General features: G+C 71.1%; 19 protein-coding genes. 10 read left to right on the top strand and 9 right to left on the bottom strand.

Annotated elements, in window-relative coordinates; genetic code table 11:
- Positions 1 to 210 precede the first annotated feature (210 nt).
- Positions 211 to 1,422: a tyrosine--tRNA ligase gene (gene tyrS / locus VFQ84_RS07695; protein WP_325130879.1), complete on the bottom strand. Its 1,212-nt coding sequence runs from the start codon at positions 1,420 to 1,422 to the stop codon at positions 211 to 213.
- Positions 1,423 to 1,643: 221 nt separating this feature from the next.
- Between tyrS and VFQ84_RS07690 the strand changes: the two genes are divergently transcribed.
- Together VFQ84_RS07690 and VFQ84_RS07685 are read left to right on the top strand one after the other, a co-directional pair.
- Positions 1,644 to 2,897, top strand: coding sequence for a peptidoglycan DD-metalloendopeptidase family protein (locus VFQ84_RS07690; RefSeq protein WP_325130877.1), 1,254 nt, complete (start codon positions 1,644 to 1,646; stop codon positions 2,895 to 2,897).
- Positions 2,898 to 2,901: 4 nt separating this feature from the next.
- The gene (locus tag VFQ84_RS07685) at positions 2,902 to 4,044 is read left to right on the top strand and encodes an anhydro-N-acetylmuramic acid kinase (RefSeq protein ID WP_325130875.1); all 1,143 of its coding nucleotides are present in this window, start codon (positions 2,902 to 2,904) and stop codon (positions 4,042 to 4,044) included.
- Here the strand turns inward: VFQ84_RS07685 and VFQ84_RS07680 are convergent, their stop codons facing one another.
- The 3 genes from VFQ84_RS07680 to VFQ84_RS07670 form a co-directional block, all read right to left on the bottom strand.
- Complete coding sequence (locus tag VFQ84_RS07680; RefSeq protein WP_325130873.1) at positions 4,045 to 4,347, bottom strand: hypothetical protein; 303 nt, start codon at positions 4,345 to 4,347, stop codon at positions 4,045 to 4,047.
- Between the two features lie 82 nt (positions 4,348 to 4,429).
- Positions 4,430 to 5,755, bottom strand: coding sequence for an AmpG family muropeptide MFS transporter (locus VFQ84_RS07675; RefSeq protein WP_325130871.1), 1,326 nt, complete (start codon positions 5,753 to 5,755; stop codon positions 4,430 to 4,432).
- A complete protein-coding gene (locus VFQ84_RS07670) occupies positions 5,752 to 6,519 on the bottom strand; it encodes an exodeoxyribonuclease III (protein WP_325130869.1) in 768 nt (255 codons plus the stop codon). Before VFQ84_RS07670 ends, VFQ84_RS07675 begins: the two co-directional genes overlap by 4 nt.
- 116 nt (positions 6,520 to 6,635) lie before the next feature.
- Between VFQ84_RS07670 and pyrE the strand changes: the two genes are divergently transcribed.
- Positions 6,636 to 7,286: an orotate phosphoribosyltransferase gene (gene pyrE, locus VFQ84_RS07665; protein ID WP_325130867.1), complete on the top strand. Its 651-nt coding sequence runs from the start codon at positions 6,636 to 6,638 to the stop codon at positions 7,284 to 7,286.
- 13 nt (positions 7,287 to 7,299) lie between these two features.
- Positions 7,300 to 7,980 (top strand): DUF4124 domain-containing protein, encoded by a 681-nt coding sequence (locus tag VFQ84_RS07660; RefSeq protein ID WP_325130865.1) that lies wholly within the window; start codon positions 7,300 to 7,302, stop codon positions 7,978 to 7,980.
- Between the two features lie 3 nt (positions 7,981 to 7,983).
- On the opposite strand, the gene VFQ84_RS07655 is transcribed toward VFQ84_RS07660, so the two are convergent.
- Genes VFQ84_RS07655 through coaBC form a run of 3 tightly spaced genes read right to left on the bottom strand, consistent with a single transcriptional unit; the run spans position 7,984 to position 12,038 of the window.
- The gene (locus VFQ84_RS07655) at positions 7,984 to 10,311 is read right to left on the bottom strand and encodes a phosphomannomutase/phosphoglucomutase (RefSeq protein ID WP_325130863.1); all 2,328 of its coding nucleotides are present in this window, start codon (positions 10,309 to 10,311) and stop codon (positions 7,984 to 7,986) included.
- A 39-nt stretch (positions 10,312 to 10,350) separates the two neighbouring features.
- Entirely contained in the window at positions 10,351 to 10,809 is a 459-nt protein-coding gene (gene dut, locus VFQ84_RS07650; RefSeq protein ID WP_325130861.1) for a dUTP diphosphatase, read from the bottom strand.
- Positions 10,806 to 12,038, bottom strand: a complete 1,233-nt coding sequence (gene coaBC / locus VFQ84_RS07645; RefSeq protein ID WP_325130859.1) for a bifunctional phosphopantothenoylcysteine decarboxylase/phosphopantothenate--cysteine ligase CoaBC — start codon at positions 12,036 to 12,038, stop codon at positions 10,806 to 10,808. The genes dut and coaBC overlap by 4 nt, the downstream gene beginning before the upstream one ends.
- Positions 12,039 to 12,106: 68 nt before the next feature.
- On the opposite strand from coaBC, the gene radC reads away from it, so the two are divergent.
- From radC to VFQ84_RS07620, 5 genes are all read left to right on the top strand, one after another.
- Complete coding sequence (gene radC / locus VFQ84_RS07640; RefSeq protein WP_325130857.1) at positions 12,107 to 12,781, top strand: RadC family protein; 675 nt, start codon at positions 12,107 to 12,109, stop codon at positions 12,779 to 12,781.
- An 86-nt stretch (positions 12,782 to 12,867) separates the two neighbouring features.
- Positions 12,868 to 13,902 carry a hypothetical protein gene (locus tag VFQ84_RS07635; protein ID WP_325130855.1) on the top strand — a complete coding sequence of 345 codons (1,035 nt, stop codon included), beginning with the start codon at positions 12,868 to 12,870 and terminating at the stop codon, positions 13,900 to 13,902.
- Between the two features lie 199 nt (positions 13,903 to 14,101).
- Entirely contained in the window at positions 14,102 to 15,865 is a 1,764-nt protein-coding gene (gene argS / locus VFQ84_RS07630; RefSeq protein ID WP_325130853.1) for an arginine--tRNA ligase, read from the top strand.
- The gene (locus VFQ84_RS07625) at positions 15,865 to 16,461 is read left to right on the top strand and encodes an SPOR domain-containing protein (RefSeq protein ID WP_325130851.1); all 597 of its coding nucleotides are present in this window, start codon (positions 15,865 to 15,867) and stop codon (positions 16,459 to 16,461) included. Before argS ends, VFQ84_RS07625 begins: the two co-directional genes overlap by 1 nt.
- A gap of 25 nt (positions 16,462 to 16,486) precedes the next feature.
- Positions 16,487 to 16,870 (top strand): hypothetical protein, encoded by a 384-nt coding sequence (locus VFQ84_RS07620; protein WP_325130849.1) that lies wholly within the window; start codon positions 16,487 to 16,489, stop codon positions 16,868 to 16,870.
- A 96-nt stretch (positions 16,871 to 16,966) separates the two neighbouring features.
- Here the strand turns inward: VFQ84_RS07620 and VFQ84_RS07615 are convergent, their stop codons facing one another.
- Both VFQ84_RS07615 and speA read right to left on the bottom strand, forming a co-directional pair.
- Positions 16,967 to 17,818 (bottom strand): NAD(P)-dependent oxidoreductase, encoded by an 852-nt coding sequence (locus tag VFQ84_RS07615; protein ID WP_325130847.1) that lies wholly within the window; start codon positions 17,816 to 17,818, stop codon positions 16,967 to 16,969.
- A complete protein-coding gene (gene speA, locus VFQ84_RS07610; protein WP_325130845.1) occupies positions 17,815 to 19,707 on the bottom strand; it encodes an arginine decarboxylase in 1,893 nt (630 codons plus the stop codon). The genes VFQ84_RS07615 and speA overlap by 4 nt, the downstream gene beginning before the upstream one ends.
- A gap of 157 nt (positions 19,708 to 19,864) precedes the next feature.
- On the opposite strand from speA, the gene speE reads away from it, so the two are divergent.
- Positions 19,865 to 20,725, top strand: a complete 861-nt coding sequence (gene speE, locus VFQ84_RS07605; protein ID WP_325130843.1) for a polyamine aminopropyltransferase — start codon at positions 19,865 to 19,867, stop codon at positions 20,723 to 20,725.
- Positions 20,726 to 20,741: the final 16 nt, after the last annotated feature.

The following is a 20,741-nucleotide window of genomic DNA, read 5'->3' as shown; positions in this document are numbered from 1 at the left end:
GCCGCGTCCCAAGGCGTTTCGCTCAAGGGAGCCGCACATTATAGAGCAGTTTCCAAGGCCGTCAATACCCTCAACCGACCTTTTTTCCGCCCCCCCGTCCCGATCCGGATGACCGGGGCGGTGAAGGGCCGCGAAGAATAGGGGATGGCGAACGACTTGGGAAGGGGGTCCGTGCGAAATGGCAAAAACACCGCGTTTCCCGGGGCCTGGTCAGGCCCCGACCAGCTTCACCCGGGCGAAATTGCGCTTGCCGACCTGCAGCACGCCCTCGAATCCGACCCCGAACAGGCGCTGCGGATCCTCGAACACCTCGGCATCGATCTTCACGGCCCGCTCCTTGAGCTTGCGGGACGCCTCGGAATTGCTGGCCGCCAGGCCCGCCGCCACCAGCAGGGCGGCGATGCGCAGCCCCTCGGCCGGCACGGCGATCTCGGCCTGCGGCAGCAGCGAGGTGTCGCCCTCGCCGCGGACCACGGCGTGCCAGCCCGCCACGGCGGTTTCGGCGGCCTGGACGCCGTGGAAACGCGCCGCCAGTTCGCGCGCCAGCTGCAGCTTGGCGTCGCGCGGATTGAGCGCGCCCGAGGCGACGTCCTGCTTCATGCGCGCCAGCGCGGCCAGCGAGGTATCGAAGCTGAGCAGCTCGTACCAGCGCCACATCAGGTCGTCGCCGACCTTCATGGCCTTGGTGACGATGTCGATCGCCGGCTCGTTGATGCCGATGGAGTTGCCCAGCGACTTGGACATCTTGTTGACGCCGTCCAGGCCCTCGAGCAGCGGCATGGTCAGCACGATCTGCGGCGCCTGCCCGTGGCTTTCCTGCAGGCCGCGGCCCATAAGCAGGTTGAACTTCTGGTCGGTGCCGCCGAGCTCGACGTCGGCCTTGAGCGCGACCGAATCGTAGCCCTGCACCAGCGGATACAGGAATTCATGGATCGCGATCGGCTGCTGCGCCGCATAGCGCTTGGCGAAATCGTCGCGCTCGAGCATGCGCGCCACGGTGTGCTGCGCCGCCAGGCGGATCATGTCGGCGGCCGACATCTGGCCGAACCACTCGGAGTTGAAGCGGACCTCGGTGCGCGACTTGTCCAGCACCTTGAAGACCTGGTCGGCATAGGTCTGGGCGTTGGCCAGCACGTCCTCGCGGGTCAGCGGCTTGCGGGTGGCGTTCTTGCCGGTGGGGTCGCCGATCATCCCGGTGAAGTCGCCGATCAGGAAGATGACCTGGTGCCCCAGGTCCTGGAACTGCCGCATCTTGTTGAGCAGCACGGTATGGCCGATGTGCAGGTCGGGGGCGGTCGGGTCGAAACCGGCCTTGACCCGCAGCGGCCGGCCCAGCTTCAGGCGGGCGGCCAGCTCTTCGGGCTTGAGGATTTCCTCGGCCCCGCGGCCGATGATGTCTAGGGCGTGCTGGAGATCGGACATGAATGGGGTCGCGCTTGTGTTCAGGGCTGGCCGCCAGGGCCGCAGCGTTAATAGGAAGTTAATAGAAAGTTAAAGCGTGGAGTGCAAAAAATCCAGATGCGACAAGGGTTTGACGGCGCTATTTCGTGCTGGTTATCGTAGCCCGACTCCTGTACCGAGCGGGGAACGCCCCTTTGCAACACAAGCCCTCCCCCCTCGCCCGCTGGTCGCGCGAACACTGGATGTTGGCCGGCCTCTGCGCCTCGCTGGGCACGCTCGTGCTCACCATCATCCCCGGTTTCGCGAACGCCATGCGCGAACCCGTTCCGCAGGAGAACCTCACCACGCTGAGCCTGCCGCTGCCGCCCCTGGCTGGCAAGGCCGGCACCGCGCATGCCGCGCACGGCCCCGCCTGGCAGACGGTGACCGTGCAGGACGGCCAGACGCTGGGCGAGATCTTCCAGCAGGTGGGCGTGCCGGCGACCGTGATGTACCGCGTGCTCGAATCGCCCAGCGCCAAGAACCTCACCCGGCTGCGCGCGGGCGACGAGCTCGCCTTCGACCTGACCGACGACGGCGCCCTGCGCGGCCTGGCCTTCGAGCGTGACGAAGCCGCCCGCGTCGAGCTGGCCGTCGCCGGCGACCGCATCACCGAGAACGTCATCGAGCGCCCGCTCGAGCGCCGCACGATGGTCGCCAGCGGCGAGATCACCAGCTCGCTGTACGCCGCCGGCGCCAAGGCCGGCCTGAGCAACGCCGCCATCAACCAGATGGCCAACGTGTTCTCGTACGACATCGACTTCACCCAGGACCTGCGCGACGGCGATCGCTTCCAGGTCGTGTACGAAGAGATCTGGCGCGACGGCGAGCGCCTGCGCAGCGGCGGCATCGTCGCCGCCAGCTTCCTCAACCGCGGCAAGGAATTCACCGCGGTGCGCTTCGAGCGCAACGGCAAGCAGGAATACTTCGACCTCAGCGGCCGCCCGCTGAAGAAGAGCTTCATGCGCATGCCGATCGAGTTCGCCCGCATCAGCTCGCGCTTCAACCCGCGCCGCAAGCACCCGGTGCTGGGCACCGTGCGTGCGCACAAGGGCGTCGACTACGCCGCCGTCACCGGCACGCCGATCATGGCCGCTGGCGACGGCCGCATCAGCTTCGCCGGCTGGCAGAACGGCTACGGCCGCACCATCATCATCGACCACGGCAAGGGCCACACCACGCTGTACGGGCACATGTCGCGGCTAGGCAAGTACAAGGTCGGCTCGCGCGTGCAGCAGGGCACGACCATCGGTTATGTCGGCGCCACCGGCCTGGCCAGCGGCCCGCACCTGCACTACGAATTCCGCGTCAACGGCGTGCACCGCGACCCGCTCACCGTGACCATGCCCAAGCCCGAGCCGCTGGCCGGCAGCGAAATGGTGGCGTTCCGCGCCGCCACCGCGCCGGCGCTGGCGCAGCTCAAGCGCGTGGAGGGCGTGCGCCTCGCCGCACGCTGAGCCGATGGCGGCCGCGCCGCGCACTTCCGACCCCACTCCGCCCGCCGGCGCGCCCGGCGGGCTTTTTCTTGGCCTGATCTCCGGCACCAGCGTCGACGGCATCGATGCCGCGCTGGTGGCGTTCGAGCCTTCGCCGCGGATCGTGTTCGCGCGCACCTACCCCTACCCGGCCGACCTGCAGGCGGACGTGCTGCGCTGGTCGCAGGCCAGCGCGCAGTTGGCGCTGGACGACATCGGCCGGCTCGACACCCGGCTGGGCCGGATGTTCGCCGCGGTCGCGCGGCAGGCGCTGGACGACGCCGGCGTCGCCGCGGCCGACGTGCGCGCGATCGGTTCGCACGGCCAGACGCTGCGCCATGATCCGCGCGGCGAATCGCCCTTCACCCAGCAGCTCGGCGACGCCAGCGTGATCGCCGAAACGACCGGCATCACCACCGTCGCCGACTTCCGCCGTCGCGACGTCGCCGCCGGCGGCCAGGGCGCGCCGCTGATGCCGGCCTTCCACGCCGCCGTGCTGTCCTCGCCCGGCGAGGACCGCGCCGTGCTCAACCTCGGCGGCATCGCCAACCTGACGCTGCTGCCGCGGCAGGGCCCGGTGCGCGGCTTCGACACCGGCCCGGCCAATGGCCTGATGGACGCCTGGTGCCTGCGCCATCGCGGCGAACGCTACGACCGCGGCGGCGCCTTCGCGCGCGCCGGCCGGGTGGACGCGGCCCTGCTGGCGCGACTGCTGGACGAGCCCTGGTTCGCCATGCCGCCGCCCAAGAGCACCGGCCGCGACCAGTTCCAGCTCGACTGGGTGGCCGCGCGGCTGCGCGACGAATCGCCCGCCGACGTCCAGGCCACGCTGTGCGAACTGAGCGCGGTCACGGTCGCCGACGCGCTGCGGGCGCAGGCCGCCGACTGCCGGCGCCTGCTGGTCTGCGGCGGCGGCGTGCACAACCCGCTGCTGATGGCGCGGCTGGCCGACCACCTGCCGGGCGTGGCGGTCGAAAGCACCGCGGCGCTGGGCCTGGACCCTGATTTCATCGAAGCGGCGGGCTTCGCCTGGCTGGCCCGTGAAACCCTGGCCGGCCGCCCCGGCAACCTGCCCGCGGTGACCGGCGCGCGCGGCGCCCGCGTGCTGGGCGCGATCCACCCGGCCTGATCAGCCGCCGCCGGCTTCCTTCTTGCGGCGGGCGTCTTCGACCAGGTAGGCCGGCGCGTCGTCCGGGAGGCTGGTCATGGCCGACATGGCCTCCTCGAAGGCGCGGGCCTCGTCGTCGCTCCAGGCGCCCGTGAGGCGGGCGATGTCGCCCGGGATGGGCGCGGGCTCCGGATCGACCAGGCCGAGCGCCTGCTTGAGCAGCAACAGGATGACGTCATTGAGCGGCCAGCCCTTCTGGCGCGCCATCTCCTTGATGCGCTCGGCTACCCGCTCATCGATGTCGCGCAACAGGAAGTCGGCCATGGCCTCGATCCTCGGGGGGACGCCCAGCATACGGCCACGGCCGGGGACTGCAAGACCCGGCGTCCCGGCGCCCGGGCGGCGTTCAGCCCGGAGCGTCCTTGCCGGCGCCCGGATAACCGGCGTCACCGAGCGACTGTTCGATCAGTCCGGCGCGCAGCATGAAGAGGTAGAGCAGCACGCCCGGCAGCGCCACCAGCGTGGTGAGCAGGTAGAACTGCACGTAGCCCAGCGACTCGATCAGCGAGCCCGCGGTGGTGCCGGTGATGATGCGCCCGACCACGCTGGCCGCCGCGCTGAGCAGGGCGAACTGGGTGGCGGTGAAGGCCAGGTTGCACAGCGCCGACAGGTAGGCCACCACGACCACGCCGCCGATACCGCTGGCGATGTTCTCGAAGCCGATGGTGAAGCCGAGCAGGGCATTCGAATGCCCCACCGCCGCCAGCCACGCGAAGCTGAGGTTGGAAACGGCCATCAGCACCAGCGCCACCAGCACCGAGCGCTTCATGCCCCACTGCGCGTAAAGGACGCCGCCGATGAAGATGCCTGCAAGGTACGCGAAGAAGCCCAGGCCCACGTCCCAGGTGGCGATCTCCTCGTTGCTGAAGCCGAGGTCGTTGAGCAGCAGCCTCACCGTCAGGTTGGCCAGGGTGTCGCCGATCTTGTGCAGCAGCACGAACAGCAGCACCAAGAAGGCGCCACGCCGGCGCAGGAATTCCGACAGCGGACCGGCCACCGCCTCCCAGGCCTGGCGCAGGCCACGGTGCCGGGCGACCACGACGTGGCGCGCGGGTTCGCCCATGACCAGGCCGGTCAGCATCGCCGGCAGCGCGAACAGCGCGCAGAGCACGTAGGCCGCGGTCCAGCCGCCCCGGGTTGCCACGTAGAGCGCCAGTGCGCCGGCCGCCACCGATCCGATGCGCCATCCGTACTGCGACATGCCCGAGCCGACGCCGAGCTGCTCCGGCTTCAAGATCTCGATGCGGTACGCGTCGATGACGATGTCGTAGGTCGCGCCCGCCACGCCCACCGTCACCGCGGCCATCGCGAACAGCGCCAGGTCCGCCTTCGGATCCAGCCAGCCCAACCACGCCACCGCGGCCATGACGCCGGCACCCGCGAACAGCAGCCAGGACACCCGCTGGCCCAGGCGACCGATCACGGGCAGGCGCAGGCCGTCGACCAGGGGCGCCCACAGGAACTTCAGGTTGTAGACCAGGAAGGCCAGCGAGAAGGCCGTGACCGACTTCTTGTCGATGCCGTCCTGCGCCAGCCGCGTGGTCAGCGTCGCCGCGAGCATGGCGTAGGGGAAGCCCGAGGAGACGCCGAGGCAGAACGCGGCGGCCGGCTCACGCTGGACGTAAGGCCGCAGTCCCGCCGGCAGCGCGTCGCGCCATGACGCCGTGCTCATGCGTACTCCACCAGGTAAGGCGCGTGGTCGCTGAACTTCGGCTCCGGGTAGATGCGGCAGCTGCGCAGTCGGTCGCGCAGCGAGGGCGAGACGACCTGGTAGTCGATGCGCCAGCCCACGTCCTTGGCGCGGGCGGCGCCGCGCTGGCTCCACCAGGTGTAGTCCTCGCCTTCCGGATGCAGGTGGCGGTAGCTGTCGACCCAGCCGCGCGCGTGGAACAGCGTGTCCAGCCAGGCCCGCTCCTCGGGCAGGCAGCCGGAGTTCTTCTGGTTGGACTTCCAGTTCTTGATGTCCCGGGCCGTGTGGACGATGTTCCAGTCACCGCAAATGACGTAGTCACGGCCACTTGCCAGCCACTGGTCCAGGATGGGCAGGAACCATTCCATGCAGCGGAACTTGAAGCCCTGGCGCTCGTCGCCCGACGAGCCGGACGGGAAGTACAGCGACACCACGCTGAGGTTGCCGAAGCGTGCCTCCAGGTAGCGCCCTTCCTCGTCGAAGGCATCCCAGCCCAGCCCGGTCAGCACCTCGTCGGGCGCGCGCCGGGTGTAGATGCCGACGCCGCTGTAGCCCTTCTTCGTGGTCGCGTCGCGGAACCAGGCCTCGTAGCCGGGCGGCAGCAGCTCGGGCACCCGCAGCTGGTGCTCCTGCGCCTTGGTTTCCTGGATGCAGACGATGTCGGCGTCCAGGCCGGGCAGCCACTCGAAGAAACCCTTGCTGGCGGCCGAGCGCAGCCCGTTGGCGTTGAAACTGACGATTTTCACGGAAGGCGGGACGCGGTCGGCGGGGATGCGGAAGCGTAGCCGAAAACCCCGCGGCGGCGGTGCCGCCGGGGCCGCGGCTGTTGCACAATCACCCTTTCCCTGCACGGACGACCGGCGTGAATCCCCACCAGAGCCGCTTCCTCGACCTCGCCCTGGCGCGCCAGGTGCTGCGCTTCGGCGAGTTCAGCCTCAAATCCGGCCGCACCAGCCCCTACTTCTTCAACGCCGGCCTGTTCGATTCCGGCGGCGCGCTGGCCACGCTGGGCGAGTGCTACGCCGATGCGCTCGAGGCCTCGGGCCTGCAGTTCGACATGCTGTTCGGCCCGGCCTACAAGGGCATCCCGCTGGCGACCACGCTGGCGGTGGCGCTGGCCCGCCGCGGCCGCGACCTGCCGGTGGCCTTCAACCGCAAGGAAGCCAAGGCCCACGGCGAGGGCGGCCGGCTGATCGGCGCGCCGGTGCGCGGCCGGGTGCTGGTGGTCGACGACGTGATCACCGCCGGCACCGCGATCCGCGAATCGATCCAGCTCATCCGCGAGGCCGGCGGCGAGCCCTGCGGCGTGCTGATCGCGCTCGACCGCCAGGAGCGCGGCCAGGCCGGCCACCGCTCCGCGGCGCAGGAAGTGACGGCCGAGTTCGGCCTCCCCGTGCACGCCATCGCCGGACTCGACGACCTGCTGTCGCACGCCGACGAACGGCCGGAGATCGCCGCGCACAAGCCCGCCCTGGTGGCGTATCGTGCCCGCTATGGCAGCCAAGCTGAATGACCGGAGTCCGCCCATGAATCGTGCCTTGCTCAGCCTCGCCGTCGTCGCGGCCCTGCTGGCATCCGGCGTGTCCGATGCCCAGGCGCAGGCGGCGCAGAAGAAGCTCTACCGCTGGGTCGACAAGGACGGCAAGGTGCAGTTCTCCGACGCCCTGCCGCCGGAAGCGGTGGACCAGGCGCGCACCGAATTCAACGCCGCCAGCGGCTCCACCACGGCCCAGGTCGACCGCGCCCTCACCGCCGAGGAGCGCGTCGCCAAGGCCGAGGCCGACCGCCTGCAGGCGATCGCCGACAAGGAAGCCGAACAGGCCCGCAAGACCGAGGCCGCCATGATCGCCTCGTTCCAGAACGAAGAGGAGCTCCGGCACTCGTTCACCAACCGCATCGACCTGCTCAAGCAGACGCTGGAGGCCATCGAGGCCGGCATCGCCAGCCAGCGCGCCAGCCTGTCGAGCATGCTGGCCGAGGCCGCCGAGAGCGAGCTGGCCGGCAAGGCCGTGCCCGCGCGGCAGGCCCAGGGCATCCGCGGCCTGCACGACGAAATGGTGCGCCAGCAGCAGATGCTGGTGCTCAAGCAGGGCGAACTGGTGGAACTGGACGCCGAGCTGCTGCGCCTGGTCGAGCGCTTCCGCGAGCTCAAGGGCGCCGCCCCGGCCGCGGGCGACGCCGCCGAAGCGACGCCGCCGACCGGCTGATCCTCAGAAGGGCAGCGCCAGCCCCGGGTCCACCGCCAGCAGCTGCTCGCGGAAGGCCTGCTTGATCCGCTCCAGCGCCTCGCTGTCCTTGGCGTCGAAGCGCAGCACCAGCACCGGCGTCGTGTTCGACGCCCGCACCAGGCCCCAGCCATCGGACCAGTCGGCGCGGACGCCGTCGATGGTGGCGATGCGCGCGCCCTCGAACTTCGCCGCGGCGACGAACTTCTCGATGAAGACGTACTGCTGGCCTTCCTCGACGTGGATCTTCAGCTCCGGCGTCGACACGCCCTTGGGCAGGGTGTCGAACACTTCCTGCGGCGTCTCGCCCCGGGTGGAGAGGATCTCGAGCAGGCGCGCGGCCGCGTAGATGCCGTCGTCGAAGCCGTACCAGCGCTCGCGGAAGAAGAAGTGGCCGCTCATCTCGCCGGCCAGCTCGGCCTCGGTCTCGCGCATCTTGGCCTTGATCAGCGAATGCCCGGTCTTCCACATCAGCGGGCTGCCGCCGTGGCGCAGGATGTGCATCGGCAGGTGGCCGGTGCACTTGACGTCGTAGATGATGCAGGCGCCCGGGTTGCGCTCCAGCACGTCGGCCGCGAACAGCATCAGCAGGCGGTCCGGGTAGATCATCTCGCCGGACTGGGTCACCACGCCGAGCCGGTCGCCGTCGCCGTCGAAGGCCAGGCCGATGTCGGCGCCGACGCGCTGGACCACGCGCACCAGGTCCTGCAGGTTCGCCGGGTCGCTGGGGTCGGGATGGTGGTGCGGGAAGGTGCCGTCGACCTCGCAGTAAAGCGGCTCGACGTCGGCGCCGATGGCCTCGAGCAGGCGCGGCGCCACCAGGCCGGCGATGCCGCTGCCGCAGTCCACGACCACGCGCAGCTTGCGCTCGATCTGGATGTCGCCGGCGACCCGGTCGATGTAGTCCTGCACGATGTCGCGGCGGCTGACGAGGCCGGGTGCGTCGGCCACGTACAGGTCGTTCTCGGCGATGCGCTCGTACAGCTTCTGGATGGCGTCGCCGGCCAGCGTCTCGCCGTCGATGACGATCTTGAAGCCGTTGTAGTCGGGCGGATTGTGGCTGCCGGTGACCGACACGCAGGAGCCGGCGCGCAGGTGGTAGGCGCCGAAGTAAACCAGCGGCGTCGGCGCGTCGCCGATGTCGATGACCTCGCGGCCGGCCAGGCGCAGGCCCTCGATCAGCGCGTTCGCCATCTCCGGCGACGACAGCCGGCCGTCGCGGCCCACGACCACGCTGCGCGCGTCCTGGCGGTGCATTTCGGTACCGATGGCGTGGCCGATCAGGCGCGCGGTCTCGGCGTCGAGCGTCTTGCCGACGACGCCGCGGATGTCGTACGCGCGGAAGATGCTCCGGTCGAGCGTCGCGCGCGGCGCCTGGGCCATCGGCGGCGGCTTGGTCGCCTTCGCGGCGACCGCGGCCCGTGCGGCCTCGGCTTCGGCTTCCAGCTGGCCGCTTTGCTGCAGCTCGGCCAGGGTGGGCGTGGCGTCGGCGACGGCACCGCCCTCGCCCTGGCGGGCGATGCGCAGGCCCTTCAGGCGCGGCATCAGCAGCAGCGACACCGCGACCAGCACCGACAGCAAGGCCAGCAGGTAATTGGCGAAGGCGCCCAGGCCCAGCTCGACCACCGGCGCCGCGGCGACCACGCGCAGCGCGGTGCCATCGATGCGGACCGCGCCGACTTCGGCGGCGCCCGCCAGGGCGACGTCGCCGGTTTCGAACAGCGTGTGGCGGCCCTGGCGGATGGCGAGGTAGCCGCCGTCGACGTCCGCGCTGGTGAGCGGGCCGGTCACGGCATCCATCGGCAGGCGGACGTAGGCCAGGGTCAGCACCCGGCCGTTGTCGAGCACCGGCGCGGCCACGGCCAGGCGGGGACCGCCGGCGTCCTTGACGATGGCGGCGCGGGTCGTGTTGTCCTGCAGCGCCTGTTCCAGCACGCCCAGCTTGCCGAAGCCGAAGGCATTGGGATCGGCGTAGGCCGCGTCCAGGTCCGGCGCGTGCCACTCCACCGCCTCGACGCCGCTCCAGCCGTCCAGCACGATGTCCTTCGCGGCCTGGTCTTCGTCGCGCTTGAGCGCGGTGACCAGGGCGATGCGCGAGCGGCTGCCCTCGAGCCGGTCGGTGGCGGCCTGCACGGCCTGGCGGACGCCGACCGCGCTGGACGCACGCACCTGGTCCATCTGGTAGGTCTTGGCTTCGGCCGACGAGGCCTGCCAGCCCTGCCAGCCGAACCAGGCGGCGATGAGCAGCAACAGGCCCGCGGCCAGCGGCAGGGCGCCGGCCTTCGGGAGCGATTTCAGATCAGGCAATTTCATGCTTCCCCCTGGTGACGGGTCCGGCGTCGGCCGGCCCGTTCAGCGCACGCCGGTGTGGCCAAAGCCACCTTCACCGCGTTCACTGCGTTCGAATTCATCGACCTGCCGGAACACCGCCCGGGCCACGGGCAGGAATACCAGCTGGGCAACGCGATCCCCCGGCGTGATGGTGATGGGAAACCGCCCGCGATTCCAGAGGCTGACCATCAACGGCCCCTGGTAGTCGGCGTCGATCAGGCCGACCAGGTTGCCCATCACCAGGCCCTGCTTGTGCCCCAGGCCCGAGCGCGGAAGGATCACGGCGCACAGGCCGGGGTCGCCGATGTGGATCGCCAGGCCGGTCGGCACCAGCTGGGCCTCGCCCGGCGCCAGTTCGATCGGCTGGTCGGTCATGGCCCGCAGGTCCAGGCCGGCCGACAGCGCGGTGGCGTAGGCGGGCAGCGGGAATTCCTCGCCCAGCCGGGGGTCGAGCCGCTTGAATTCGATCTCGGCGTTCACGCCCTGGCCTCCAGGTGGTCGGCCACGAGGGCCAGCAGGTCGCGCGCCACCCGCGGCTTGGGGCCGTGGGCGATGTCGTGGCGGCCGTCGCGCCAGAACACGCTGAGCGCGTTGTCGTCGGACTCGAAGCCCTGGCCGGCGCGCGCCACGTCGTTGGCGGCGATCAGGTCCAGGCCCTTGCGCAGCAGCTTGCCGCGGGCGTAGTCCTCCATGTCCTGGGTTTCGGCGGCGAAGCCGACCACCAGGCGCGGACGCGCCGGATGCGCCGCCACCTCGGCCAGGATGTCGGCGGTGCGCACCAGGTCGATGCGCAGGGTCTCGCCGGATTTCTTGATCTTCTGCGGCAGGGTTTCGGCCGGCGCGTAGTCGGCCACGGCGGCGGCGCCCAGGTACACGTCGTGGCCGGGCAGTTCGGACAGGATGGCCTCGCGCATCTGGGCGGCGCGGCGCACGTCGATGCGGCGCACGCCGGGCGGCGTCGGCAGCGACACCGGGCCGGCCACCAGGGTGACGTCGGCCCCCAGCGCCCGGGCCGCGGCGGCGACCGCGAAGCCCATCTTCCCGGAGCTGCGGTTGCCGATGAAGCGCACCGGATCGATGTCCTCGAAGGTCGGCCCGGCGCTGACCAGCACCCGGCGACCGGCCAGGCGCGGCGGCGCGCAGTCGGCCAGCATCGCTTCGACGATCTGGTGCGGCTCGAGCAAACGGCCGGCGCCGGTTTCGCCGCAGGCCTGGTCGCCCTCGCCCGGGCCGATGAAGGTGACGCCGCGGGCCTGCAGCGTGGCGACGTTGGCGCGGGTCGCGGGGTGCGCCCACATCACCCGGTTCATCGCCGGGGCCAGCCGCACCGGCGCCTCGGAGGCCAGGCACAGCGTGCTGAGCAGGTCGTTGGCGCGGCCCTGGGCCAGCTTCGCCACGACGTTGGCGGTGGCCGGGGCGATGAGGATGCGGGTGGCCCAGCGGGCCAGCTCGATGTGGCTCATCGCGGCCTCGGCCTCGGCGTCCCACAGCGAGCTGCGCACCGGGAACCGCGACAGCGCCTGGAAGGTGGTGGCGCCGACGAAATGCAGGGCCGAGGCGGTCATCACCACGCGCACCTCGGCGCCGGCGTCCTGCAGCCGGCGCAGCAGCTCCGCCGACTTGTAGGCGGCGATGCCGCCGCTGACGCCCAGCAGGATGCGTTGCCCGTCGAGTCCGGCCACCTTGGATTTCCCTACCCGTGTGAACACACCTAGCTTACCCGAAGGGCCCGGCCCGCCCGACCCCCGGCGCGCGCCCCGGCGGCGATGCTGTGGCCATGCACATCCACGACTGGCCCGAAGGCGAACGACCGCGCGAGAAGCTGCTGGCCCTGGGCGCCGCCCGGCTGTCGGACGCCGAACTGCTGGCGGTCTTCCTCGGCTCGGGCACGCGCGGGCTCAGCGCGGTCGACCTGGGCCGGCAGCTGCTGTCCGGGGCCGGCAACCTGCGCGCCCTGCTCGACCTGCCGCCGCCGGCGCTGGCGCGGCTGCCGGGCCTGGGGCCGGCCCGCGCCAGCGCCCTCGCCGGGGCGCTGGAGCTGGCCACCCGGCACCTGGGCCAGGGCCTGGCCCGGGGCGAGGCGCTCACCGAGCCCGGGCGCGCCGGCGACTACCTCGCGCACCGGCTGCGGGCCCTGCCCTACGAGGTCTTCGCCTGCCTGTTCCTCGACACCCGGCATCGGGTCATCGCCTTCGAGGAACTGTTCCGGGGCACGCTCGACGGCGCCGAGGTGCACCCGCGGGAAGTCGTCCAGCGCTGCCTGGCGCACCATGCCGCGGCGGTGATCCTGGGCCACAACCACCCCAGCGGCAGCCCCGAGCCCAGCGCCGCCGACCGCGCCGTCACCGCCCGGCTCAAGCAGGCCCTCGCCCTGGTCGAGGTGCGGGTGCTGGACCACTTCATCATCGGCGACGGCGCGCCCTGTTCGATGGCGCGGCTGGGGGCGCTGTGAAGGCCCCGCCGGCGTGGCTGGTCCCGCCCCGGCGCTGCGTATACTCGGCTGAGCGGCAGCCGCCGCACACGGGAGCCGCTGCCGGCGTGATCCTCGGTTACTCCAATCTCTACGGCCCCGACGCGATCGAGCAGGCGCTCCCCGACGTCGCGGCGGCCCGCCGGCTGCTGGCCTCGCATCGGCCCGACATCGCGCCGCGGCTCGAGGCCATGGTGGCGCGGATCACCAACGGCGCCGGCGATGCCCGCCATCTCGACGCGACGCTGCTGGGCCTGGCCCGCTTGGGCCTGCGCCACGGCGCCTTCGGCACCGATCCGCACGACTACCACAACGAAGACCACGTCATGGAGCTGGCCGAACGCCGGCTCGGGCGCGTGCTGGACGTGCTGGGCGCGGAGGGCGTGCCCGCCGCGGACGCGCTGGCCCTGCTGGTGTTCGCGGCCTGCCACGACCTGCGCCAGCGCGAACCCTTCGACGTGCCGGGGCCGATCGGCGGCAACGAGGCGTCCAGCATCGCCGAGACCTTCCGCATCCTCGCGGCCTGCGGCTTCGATCCGGTCGCCGACCGCGACCAGCACCTCGCGCTCGAGCTGATGATCGCCGGCAGCACCTTCGACCCGCGGCCGCTGCCCCATCCCGACGGGGAGGAGCTGGCCACCGCCGCCGGCGGCTCGCTGGCCCGCAGCCTGGGCATCTGGCTCGACGGCGACCGGCCCGAATGGAGCGCCGAGCCGGCCGCCCGCCGCGGCGAGCGCCTGGCCCGGCTGGCCGCCGACCTGGACACCGCCAACGTCGGCGAGGCCTTCCACTACCTGGCCGACAGCGCGATGCGCCTGTGCCGCGAGCGCGAGCGCCGGGCCGGACGGTCGCTGGCGAAGGCCGGCAGCGGCCCGACCTGCCTGGGCTTCCTCAGCCGGGGCCAGACCCACTATTTCTTCGAGCTGCACCGCTTCTGCTCCCGCGAGGGGGAGCGCGTGTTCGGGGCCACCAAGGCCGCCAACGGCCCCGGGGTGCGGCGGGTCGGCGAGCGGCTGCTGGCCCGCTTCGAGGACCAGCCCCCGGCCAGCGGGCAGGCCGTGCTGGAGGCCTTCGCCGCCCTGTCGGCCGAGGAAGGCGGCTGAACGACAGGCAAAAAGAAGGCCGACCAGGGGTCGGCCCTTGCCCCGGACCCCGGTGCGCGCACCGGGCCGAATAATCGAGAAGATCACGTTCGGAGAGTCGTGACCCCTTGATTTTCCACGGGCCGGGTGACGAGGGCATGACAGCGGGCGCGCCGGTCCGGGCTAGAATAGGCAGTTCCCCCAAGCGGAATCCAAGCCGGTGAAAGACCATATTCGCGAACTCGTGGCGCAGTCCCTGCTGGACCTGCGGCGTCACGGCCGCCTGTCCCAGGACCTGGCGACCCCCGACTTCGTGATCGAGCGGACCAAGTCGCGCGAGCACGGCGACTACGCCAGCAACATCGCCCTGCTGCTGGCCAAGCCGGCCGGCATGAAGCCGCGCGAGCTGGCCGAGCTGCTGGTCAACACCCTGCCCGCCTCGCAGCACGTCGAGAAGGTCAGCATCGCCGGCCCCGGCTTCATCAACTTCACGCTGGCGCGCGGCTGCCGCCTGGGCACCATCCGCCGCGTGTTCGAGCTGGGCAAGGACTACGGCCGCCAGCCCACCGGCAGCCGCGGCTCGGTGACGGTCGAATTCGTCTCGGCCAACCCGAACGGTCCGCTGCACGTCGGCCACGGCCGCGGCGCGGCCTACGGCGCCTCGGTCGCCAACCTGCTCGATGCGGTCGGCCACAAGGTCCAGCGCGAGTATTACGTCAACGATGCCGGCCGGCAGATGGACATCCTGGCGGTGTCGGTGTGGCTGCGCTACCACGAGCTGGGCGGCATCAACGTCCGCTTCCCGGACAACGGCTACAAGGGCGACTACGTCATCGACATCGCCCGCGGCCTGCGCGCGAAGGCGGGCGACGCCCTGCGCCGCAGCGCCATCGAGATCACCGACGGCCTGCCGGCCGACGAAGGCCAGGGCGGCGACAAGGAAACCCACGTCGACGCGCTGATCGCCCGCGCCAAGCAGCTGCTCGGCGACGCCGGCTACCGCAGCGTGTTCGAGGCGGGCCTGAACTGGTGCCTGGGCGACATCCGCGACGACCTCGCCGGCTTCGGCGTGGTGCACGACAACTTCTTCTCCGAACGCTCCCTGGCCACCGACGGCTACGTGCAGCGCGCCATCGACACCCTGCGCGCGAACGGCCATCTGTTCGAGGACCAGGGCGCCGTGTGGTTCCGCGCCACCGCCTTCGGCGACGACAAGGACCGCGTGGTCGTGCGCGAGAACGGCGTCACCACCTATTTCGCCTCGGACCTGGGCTACCTGCTGAGCAAGTTCGAGCGCGGCTTCGAGCGCGCGCTCTACATCTTCGGCGCCGACCACCACGGCTACATCGCGCGCCTGAAGGCCGCGGCGCAGGGCCTGGGCCTGGACCCGGGCAAGATCGAGATCCAGCTGGTGCAGTTCGCCATCCTGTTCCGCGGCGGCGAGCGCGTGCAGATGTCCACCCGCGCCGGCAGCTTCGTCACCCTGCGCGAGCTGCGCGAGGAAGTCGGCACGGACGCAGCGCGGTTCTTCTACGTCATGCGCGGCAACGACCAGCACCTGGACTTCGACCTCGACCTGGCCAAGAGCCGCTCGAACGAGAACCCGGTCTATTACATCCAGTACGCGCACGCCCGCGTCGCCAGCGTCTTCCGCCAGCTCGGCGAGAAGGGCATGTCCTACAACCGCAGCGCCGCCGAGGCCGCGCGCCAGCGCCTGGTGCAGCCGCAGGAAGACGCCCTGCTGGACGAGCTGATGCGCTACCCGGAGGTGCTGGAGTCGGCCGCCGACAACCGCGCGCCGCAGGTGCTGGCGAACTACCTGCGCGAGCTGGCCGCGGCCTTCCACGGCTTCTACAACGGCCAGCCGATCCTGGTGGCCGATGAAGAGCTTCGCAACGCCCGCCTGGGCCTGTGCAAGGCGACCCAGCAGGTGCTGGCCAACGGCCTGGCGCTGCTGGGCGTGTCCGCGCCGGAGAGCATGTGATGGCGCGACGAGCCCCGAAGAAACAGGCGCGCCGCAACGGCGGCGGCGGCACCCCGGGCTGGGTGTGGCTGCTGGTCGGCCTGCTGCTGGGCGCGCTGGTGGTGGCGGTGATGCTGCTGCGCGGCCAGTGGGAGCTGCCCGACAGCACCCTGCCGCGCCCCAACCCCGAGGCGCGCGCCCCGGCCACGACCGACGAAGAGCCGGTGGCGCAGAAGCCCGCGGCCGTTCCCAGCAAGCCCAAGTACGAGTTCTTCGACGTGCTGCGCGACAAGGAATTCGTGATCCCGGACGCCGAGCTCAACGCCCAGGCCCAGGCCGAAGCCAGCCGCCCCGCCGACGCCGCGGTCCCCGCCAACGTCGACAGCGTGCGCTACCTGATCCAGGCGGGCGCCTTCCGCTCGTCGGCGGATGCCGAGGCGCTCAAGGCCCGCATCGCCCTGACCGGCGAAGTGGCGCGGGTGGAATCGGCGCAGATCGACGGCGGCACGATCTACCGCGTGCGGCTGGGCCCCTACCCGAACGCCGGCAGCCTGGCCCGCGCCAAGCAGGCGCTGGGCAGCCACGGCATCGACGCCGTGGCGATCCGCGCACAATAGCGGCGGGGACGGAGCGCGCGCTGGCATGCAGTGGACCGTCGACTACCTGCCGCAGGACAAGCTGGTACGCGTCACCACCGACGGCCTCGGCGATGCGGACCGGGACCAGCTGCGCCAGCTCACCCGCGACGCCATGGTGGCCGGCCACGTCCACGGCTGCGCCCGCTTCCTGATCGACCACCGCCTGACCCGCCTGCGGCTGGGCGCGGCGGAGATCTTCGACATGCCGCGCCGCGGCGAAGACGGCGGCTTCGGCCACGCGCTGCGGATCGCGATCCTGATCAACCCGGACTCGCCCAGCCGCGCCGACTTCGAGTTCTACGCCATCCAGTGCGGCAACCTGGGCATCCACGGCCTGCGCCTGTTCCTCGACGAAGCCGCCGCGCGCGACTGGCTCGCCGCCCCCTGATCCCGCGACCCCCGCCCCTGCGCTCCCTGTAGGCGGGCCTTCAGGCCCGAAGCTCTTCGCCGAAAAGCTTCGGGCCTGAAGGCCCTCCTGCCGGCGTCAGGCGCGCTTGAGGAGGATCAGGGCCGAGGTGTCGGCGTCGGCTTCACCGCGCTGCACGAGTTCGGAATAGTCGGCCAACGCCAGCTCGATCACGGCGGCGCGCAGGCCGGCGTCGCGGGCCATGCCCTGCACGATGCGCAGGTCCTTGAGCAGGTGGCCGCACTTGAAGCCGGGCGTGAACTGGTTGGCCAGCATGGTCGCGCCGCGCTTCTCCAGGAACCAGTTGCCGGCCGCGCCCGCCATCAGCGTCGGCAGCAGCTTTTCCGGATCCAGGCCCAGCGACTCGCCCAGTGCCAGGCCTTCGCACACCGCCTCGTTGATGCCGGCCACCAGCACCTGGTTCACGGCCTTGGTGGCCTGGCCGGCGCCGGTGCCGCCCATGTGCGTGATGCGGGCGGCGTAGGCTTCGAGCACCGGCCGGACCTTGGCCAGGTCGTCCTCGCGGCCGCCGGCCATCACCGACAGCTTGCCGTTGCGCGCGCCTTCGACGCCGCCGGAGACCGGCGCGTCCACGAAGCCGATGCCGCGCGCGGCCAGCAGCGCCTGCGCGCGCCTGGCCGTATCCACCGACACCGTCGAGTGATCCACCACCACGGCGCCCGGCTTGAGCACGGCGGCCAGCGCCTCGACCTGCTGCAGCACGTCCGCGTCCATGCTCACGCACAGTGCGACCACATCGCAGCCGGCGAAGTCGGCGTGCGTCGCCGCGGCGCGCACGCCCAGCTGCGCCGCCAGGGCGTCGGCCTTGCTGCGCGTGCGGTTGTCGACCACCGCCAGCAGGCCGCGCGCGGCCAGATGGCCCGCCATCGGCGCGCCCATCGCGCCCAGTCCGATGAAGCCGGCGCTCACGACGCGTGCTCCTCGTGCAGGTAGGTGTAGCCGGTCAGGCCGGTCTCCAGGTCCACCAGCAGCTTCGCGGCTTCGGCCGGCGGCAGCCCGGCGGCGTCCACCTTCTGCTTGTAGGTGGCGCGCAGTTCGGCCAGGTCGTAGCCCACGTAGTCGAGCATCACGTCGGTGGTGTCGCCCTTGCGCTGGCGGGTGACGGTGTAGCTGCCGTCCGCACCCAGCACCACGTTGGCGGTGTCGGTGTCACCGAACAGGTTGTGGATGTCGCCCAGGGTCTCCTGGTAGGCGCCGACCATGAAGATGCCGAGCCGGTAGCTTTCGCCCGCGCGCGGCGAATGCAGCGGCAGCGACGAGTCCAGCGCTTCGGACTCGACGTAGGTGTCGATGCGGCCGTCGGAGTCGCAGGTCAGGTCGGCGATCACGCCGCGACGGTCGGGCGCCTCGTCCAGGCGCGCGATCGGCACGATCGGGAACACCTGGTCGATCGCCCACACGTCGGGGATCGATTCGAACACCGAGAAGTTGACGAAGTACTTGTCGACCAGCCGCGTGTTGAGCTCGTCGAGCGTGTCGCGGTGGCTGCGCTCCTCGGCGGTGAGGCGCGAACGCACGGCGTGGGCGATGGCGTAGAACAGGTCGTCGAGCATGGCGCGCTGCTCGAGCGTGAGCTGGCCGAGCGAGTACAGCGCCTGCCCTTCGGCGAGGTGGTGCTGGGCCTCGTGGTAGAGCTCGAGCGCCGGACGCTGGTCGAGCGCGGCGTGGGTCTCGCGCAGGTGGCGCACCACGGCCGGTTCGTTCGCGCCCTCGGCCGGCACCGCGCCTTCCGGCGCCTGCTCCACTTCGGACACGTTGACCACCATCACCGCGTGGTGCGCGGTCATGGCACGGCCGGCCTCGGTCACCATCCTCGGCGGAGTGAGGCCGTGCTCTTCGCAGGCTTCCGCCAGCGGCTGCAGCAGGGTGTGCGCGTACTGGTCCAGGCCGTAGTTCATCGAGCAGAAGCCGCGCGAGCGGGTGCCCTCGTAGTCCACGCCCAGGCCGCCGCCGGAATCCATGTAGCGGATGCCCAGGCCCATCTTGGTCAGTTCGACGAAGTAGCGCACCGCTTCGCGCATGCCATTGGCGATGTCGCGCACGTTCGAGATCTGCGAGCCCATGTGGAAGTGCAGCAGCTGCAGGGCGTCGAGCAGGTCGGCGGCCTTCAGGCGCTCGACGAGGTCGAGCACCTGGCGCGGCGACAGGCCGAACTTGGCCTTGTCGCCGCCGCTGTTCTGCCACTTGCCGGCGCCCAGCGAGGCCAGGCGCATGCGCACGCCCAGGCCGGGCTTCACGCCCAGGGCCTTGGCTTCCTCGATCACCATCGCCAGCTCGCTCGGCTTCTCGATGACGATGAAGGTCTCCAGGCCCAGCTTGCGGCCGATCAGGGCCAGGCGGATGAACTCGCGATCCTTGTAGCCGTTGCAGATCACCAGGCTGCCCGGCTTGGCCAGGCCCAGCACGGCCATCAGCTCGGGCTTGGAGCCGGCCTCGAGGCCGAAGCCGTCGCCGCCGACCGCCGCCAGCTCGCCGGCGACGCCGCGGTGCTGGTTCACCTTGATCGGGTAGACGGCGGTGTAGCCGCCCTTGTAGTCGAGCTCGGCCATGGCCCGGCCGAAGGCGGCCTGCAGCTTGCCCAGGCGGTTGCCGAGGATGTCGGAGAAGCGCAGCAGCAGCGGCAGCTTCAGGCCGTCGGCGCTGGCCTGGTTCACGATCGCCGGCAGGTCGAGGCTGGGGCCACCGGCGCCGCGCGGCAGGACGCGCATGTTGCCGGCGGCGTCCACGTCGAAATAGCCCTCGCTCCAGTAGGGAATGGAGTAGGTGTGGCGGGCGCGGTCGAGGGACCAGGCGGGCATGGGCGCGGCTTCCGGAACGGGTTGGGCGCGCATTGTACCCCCCGGGGGTGACGGGTTCATGCGGGCGGGGCCGGGCGGCGGCCGGGAGCGCGAAACCTTGGTGAAAAGCGCGATCCGCTACAATGCCGCCTCGCCTTTCGACCTGCCTGGAAAAACCATGACTTCCTCCTCCCCGACGTGGCTGCACGAGAACTTCGACCACACCGGCTCGGCCTTCGGCCTGCGCATGGTCCGCAAGCTCGACGAGGTGCAGTCGCCCTTCCAGAAGATCGAGATGTACGAGAGCACCGACTGGGGCAACGTCATGCTCATCGACGGCGCGATGATGGTGACCACGCGCGACAATTTCTTCTACCACGAGATGATGGCGCACGCGCCGCTGTACACCCACGCCGATCCGAAGGACGTGGTGATCATCGGCGGCGGCGACTGCGGCACCCTGCGCGAGGTACTCAAGCACCCGGGCGTGCGCACCGCCGTGCAGTGCGACATCGACGAGCAGGTGACGCGCATGGCCGAGAAGTACTTCCCGGAGCTGTGCGAGTCCAACAACGATCCGCGCGCCACGGTGATGTTCGACGACGGCATCGCCTACATGAAGAACGCCGCGCCCGGATCCATCGACGTGATCATCGTCGATTCCACCGACCCGGTTGGCCCGGCCGAGGGTCTGTTCAACCAGGCCTTCTACGAAACCTGCCTGCGCGCCCTGCGCCCGGGCGGCCTGCTGGTGCAGCAGAGCGAATCGCCGCTGGCCCTGATGCAGCTGATCCTGGACATGCGCAAAGCCATGACCGACGCCGGCTTCGTCGACTTCCGCACCCTGCCCTTCCCGCAGCCCTGCTACCCGACCGGCTACTGGAGCTGCACCATCGCCTCGAAGGAATCCCGCGACCTCACCGCCTTCCGCAAGGCCGACGCCGCCGCCAAGCCCTTCGACACCCAGTACTACACGGCCGACATCCACCAGGCCGCCCTGGTCCTCCCGCCCTTCGTGGCGCGCGCGCTGGGTGGTTGAAGAACAAGAATTGAAC

Origin of the sequence: Arenimonas sp. (assembly GCF_035721105.1) — a bacterium.
GTDB lineage: Bacteria > Pseudomonadota > Gammaproteobacteria > Xanthomonadales > Xanthomonadaceae > Arenimonas.
The sequence above is the reverse complement of the archived record's forward strand: the minus strand, read 5'-3'. Positions and strand labels throughout refer to the sequence as shown.

Excerpts from the sequence above, each read along its gene's own strand:
- tyrS (WP_325130879.1), bottom strand. The coding sequence starts at position 1,422 with ATGTCCGATCTCCAGCACGCCCTAGACATCATCGGCCGCGGGGCCGAG.
- VFQ84_RS07690 (WP_325130877.1), top strand. The coding sequence starts at position 1,644 with ATGTTGGCCGGCCTCTGCGCCTCGCTGGGCACGCTCGTGCTCACCATC.
- VFQ84_RS07685 (WP_325130875.1), top strand. The coding sequence starts at position 2,902 with ATGGCGGCCGCGCCGCGCACTTCCGACCCCACTCCGCCCGCCGGCGCG.
- VFQ84_RS07680 (WP_325130873.1), bottom strand. The coding sequence starts at position 4,347 with ATGGCCGACTTCCTGTTGCGCGACATCGATGAGCGGGTAGCCGAGCGC.
- VFQ84_RS07675 (WP_325130871.1), bottom strand. The coding sequence starts at position 5,755 with ATGAGCACGGCGTCATGGCGCGACGCGCTGCCGGCGGGACTGCGGCCT.
- VFQ84_RS07660 (WP_325130865.1), top strand. The coding sequence starts at position 7,300 with ATGAATCGTGCCTTGCTCAGCCTCGCCGTCGTCGCGGCCCTGCTGGCA.
- VFQ84_RS07655 (WP_325130863.1), bottom strand. The coding sequence starts at position 10,311 with ATGAAATTGCCTGATCTGAAATCGCTCCCGAAGGCCGGCGCCCTGCCG.
- radC (WP_325130857.1), top strand. The coding sequence starts at position 12,107 with ATGCACATCCACGACTGGCCCGAAGGCGAACGACCGCGCGAGAAGCTG.
- VFQ84_RS07625 (WP_325130851.1), top strand. The coding sequence starts at position 15,865 with ATGGCGCGACGAGCCCCGAAGAAACAGGCGCGCCGCAACGGCGGCGGC.
- VFQ84_RS07620 (WP_325130849.1), top strand. The coding sequence starts at position 16,487 with ATGCAGTGGACCGTCGACTACCTGCCGCAGGACAAGCTGGTACGCGTC.
- speA (WP_325130845.1), bottom strand. The coding sequence starts at position 19,707 with ATGCCCGCCTGGTCCCTCGACCGCGCCCGCCACACCTACTCCATTCCC.
- speE (WP_325130843.1), top strand. The coding sequence starts at position 19,865 with ATGACTTCCTCCTCCCCGACGTGGCTGCACGAGAACTTCGACCACACC.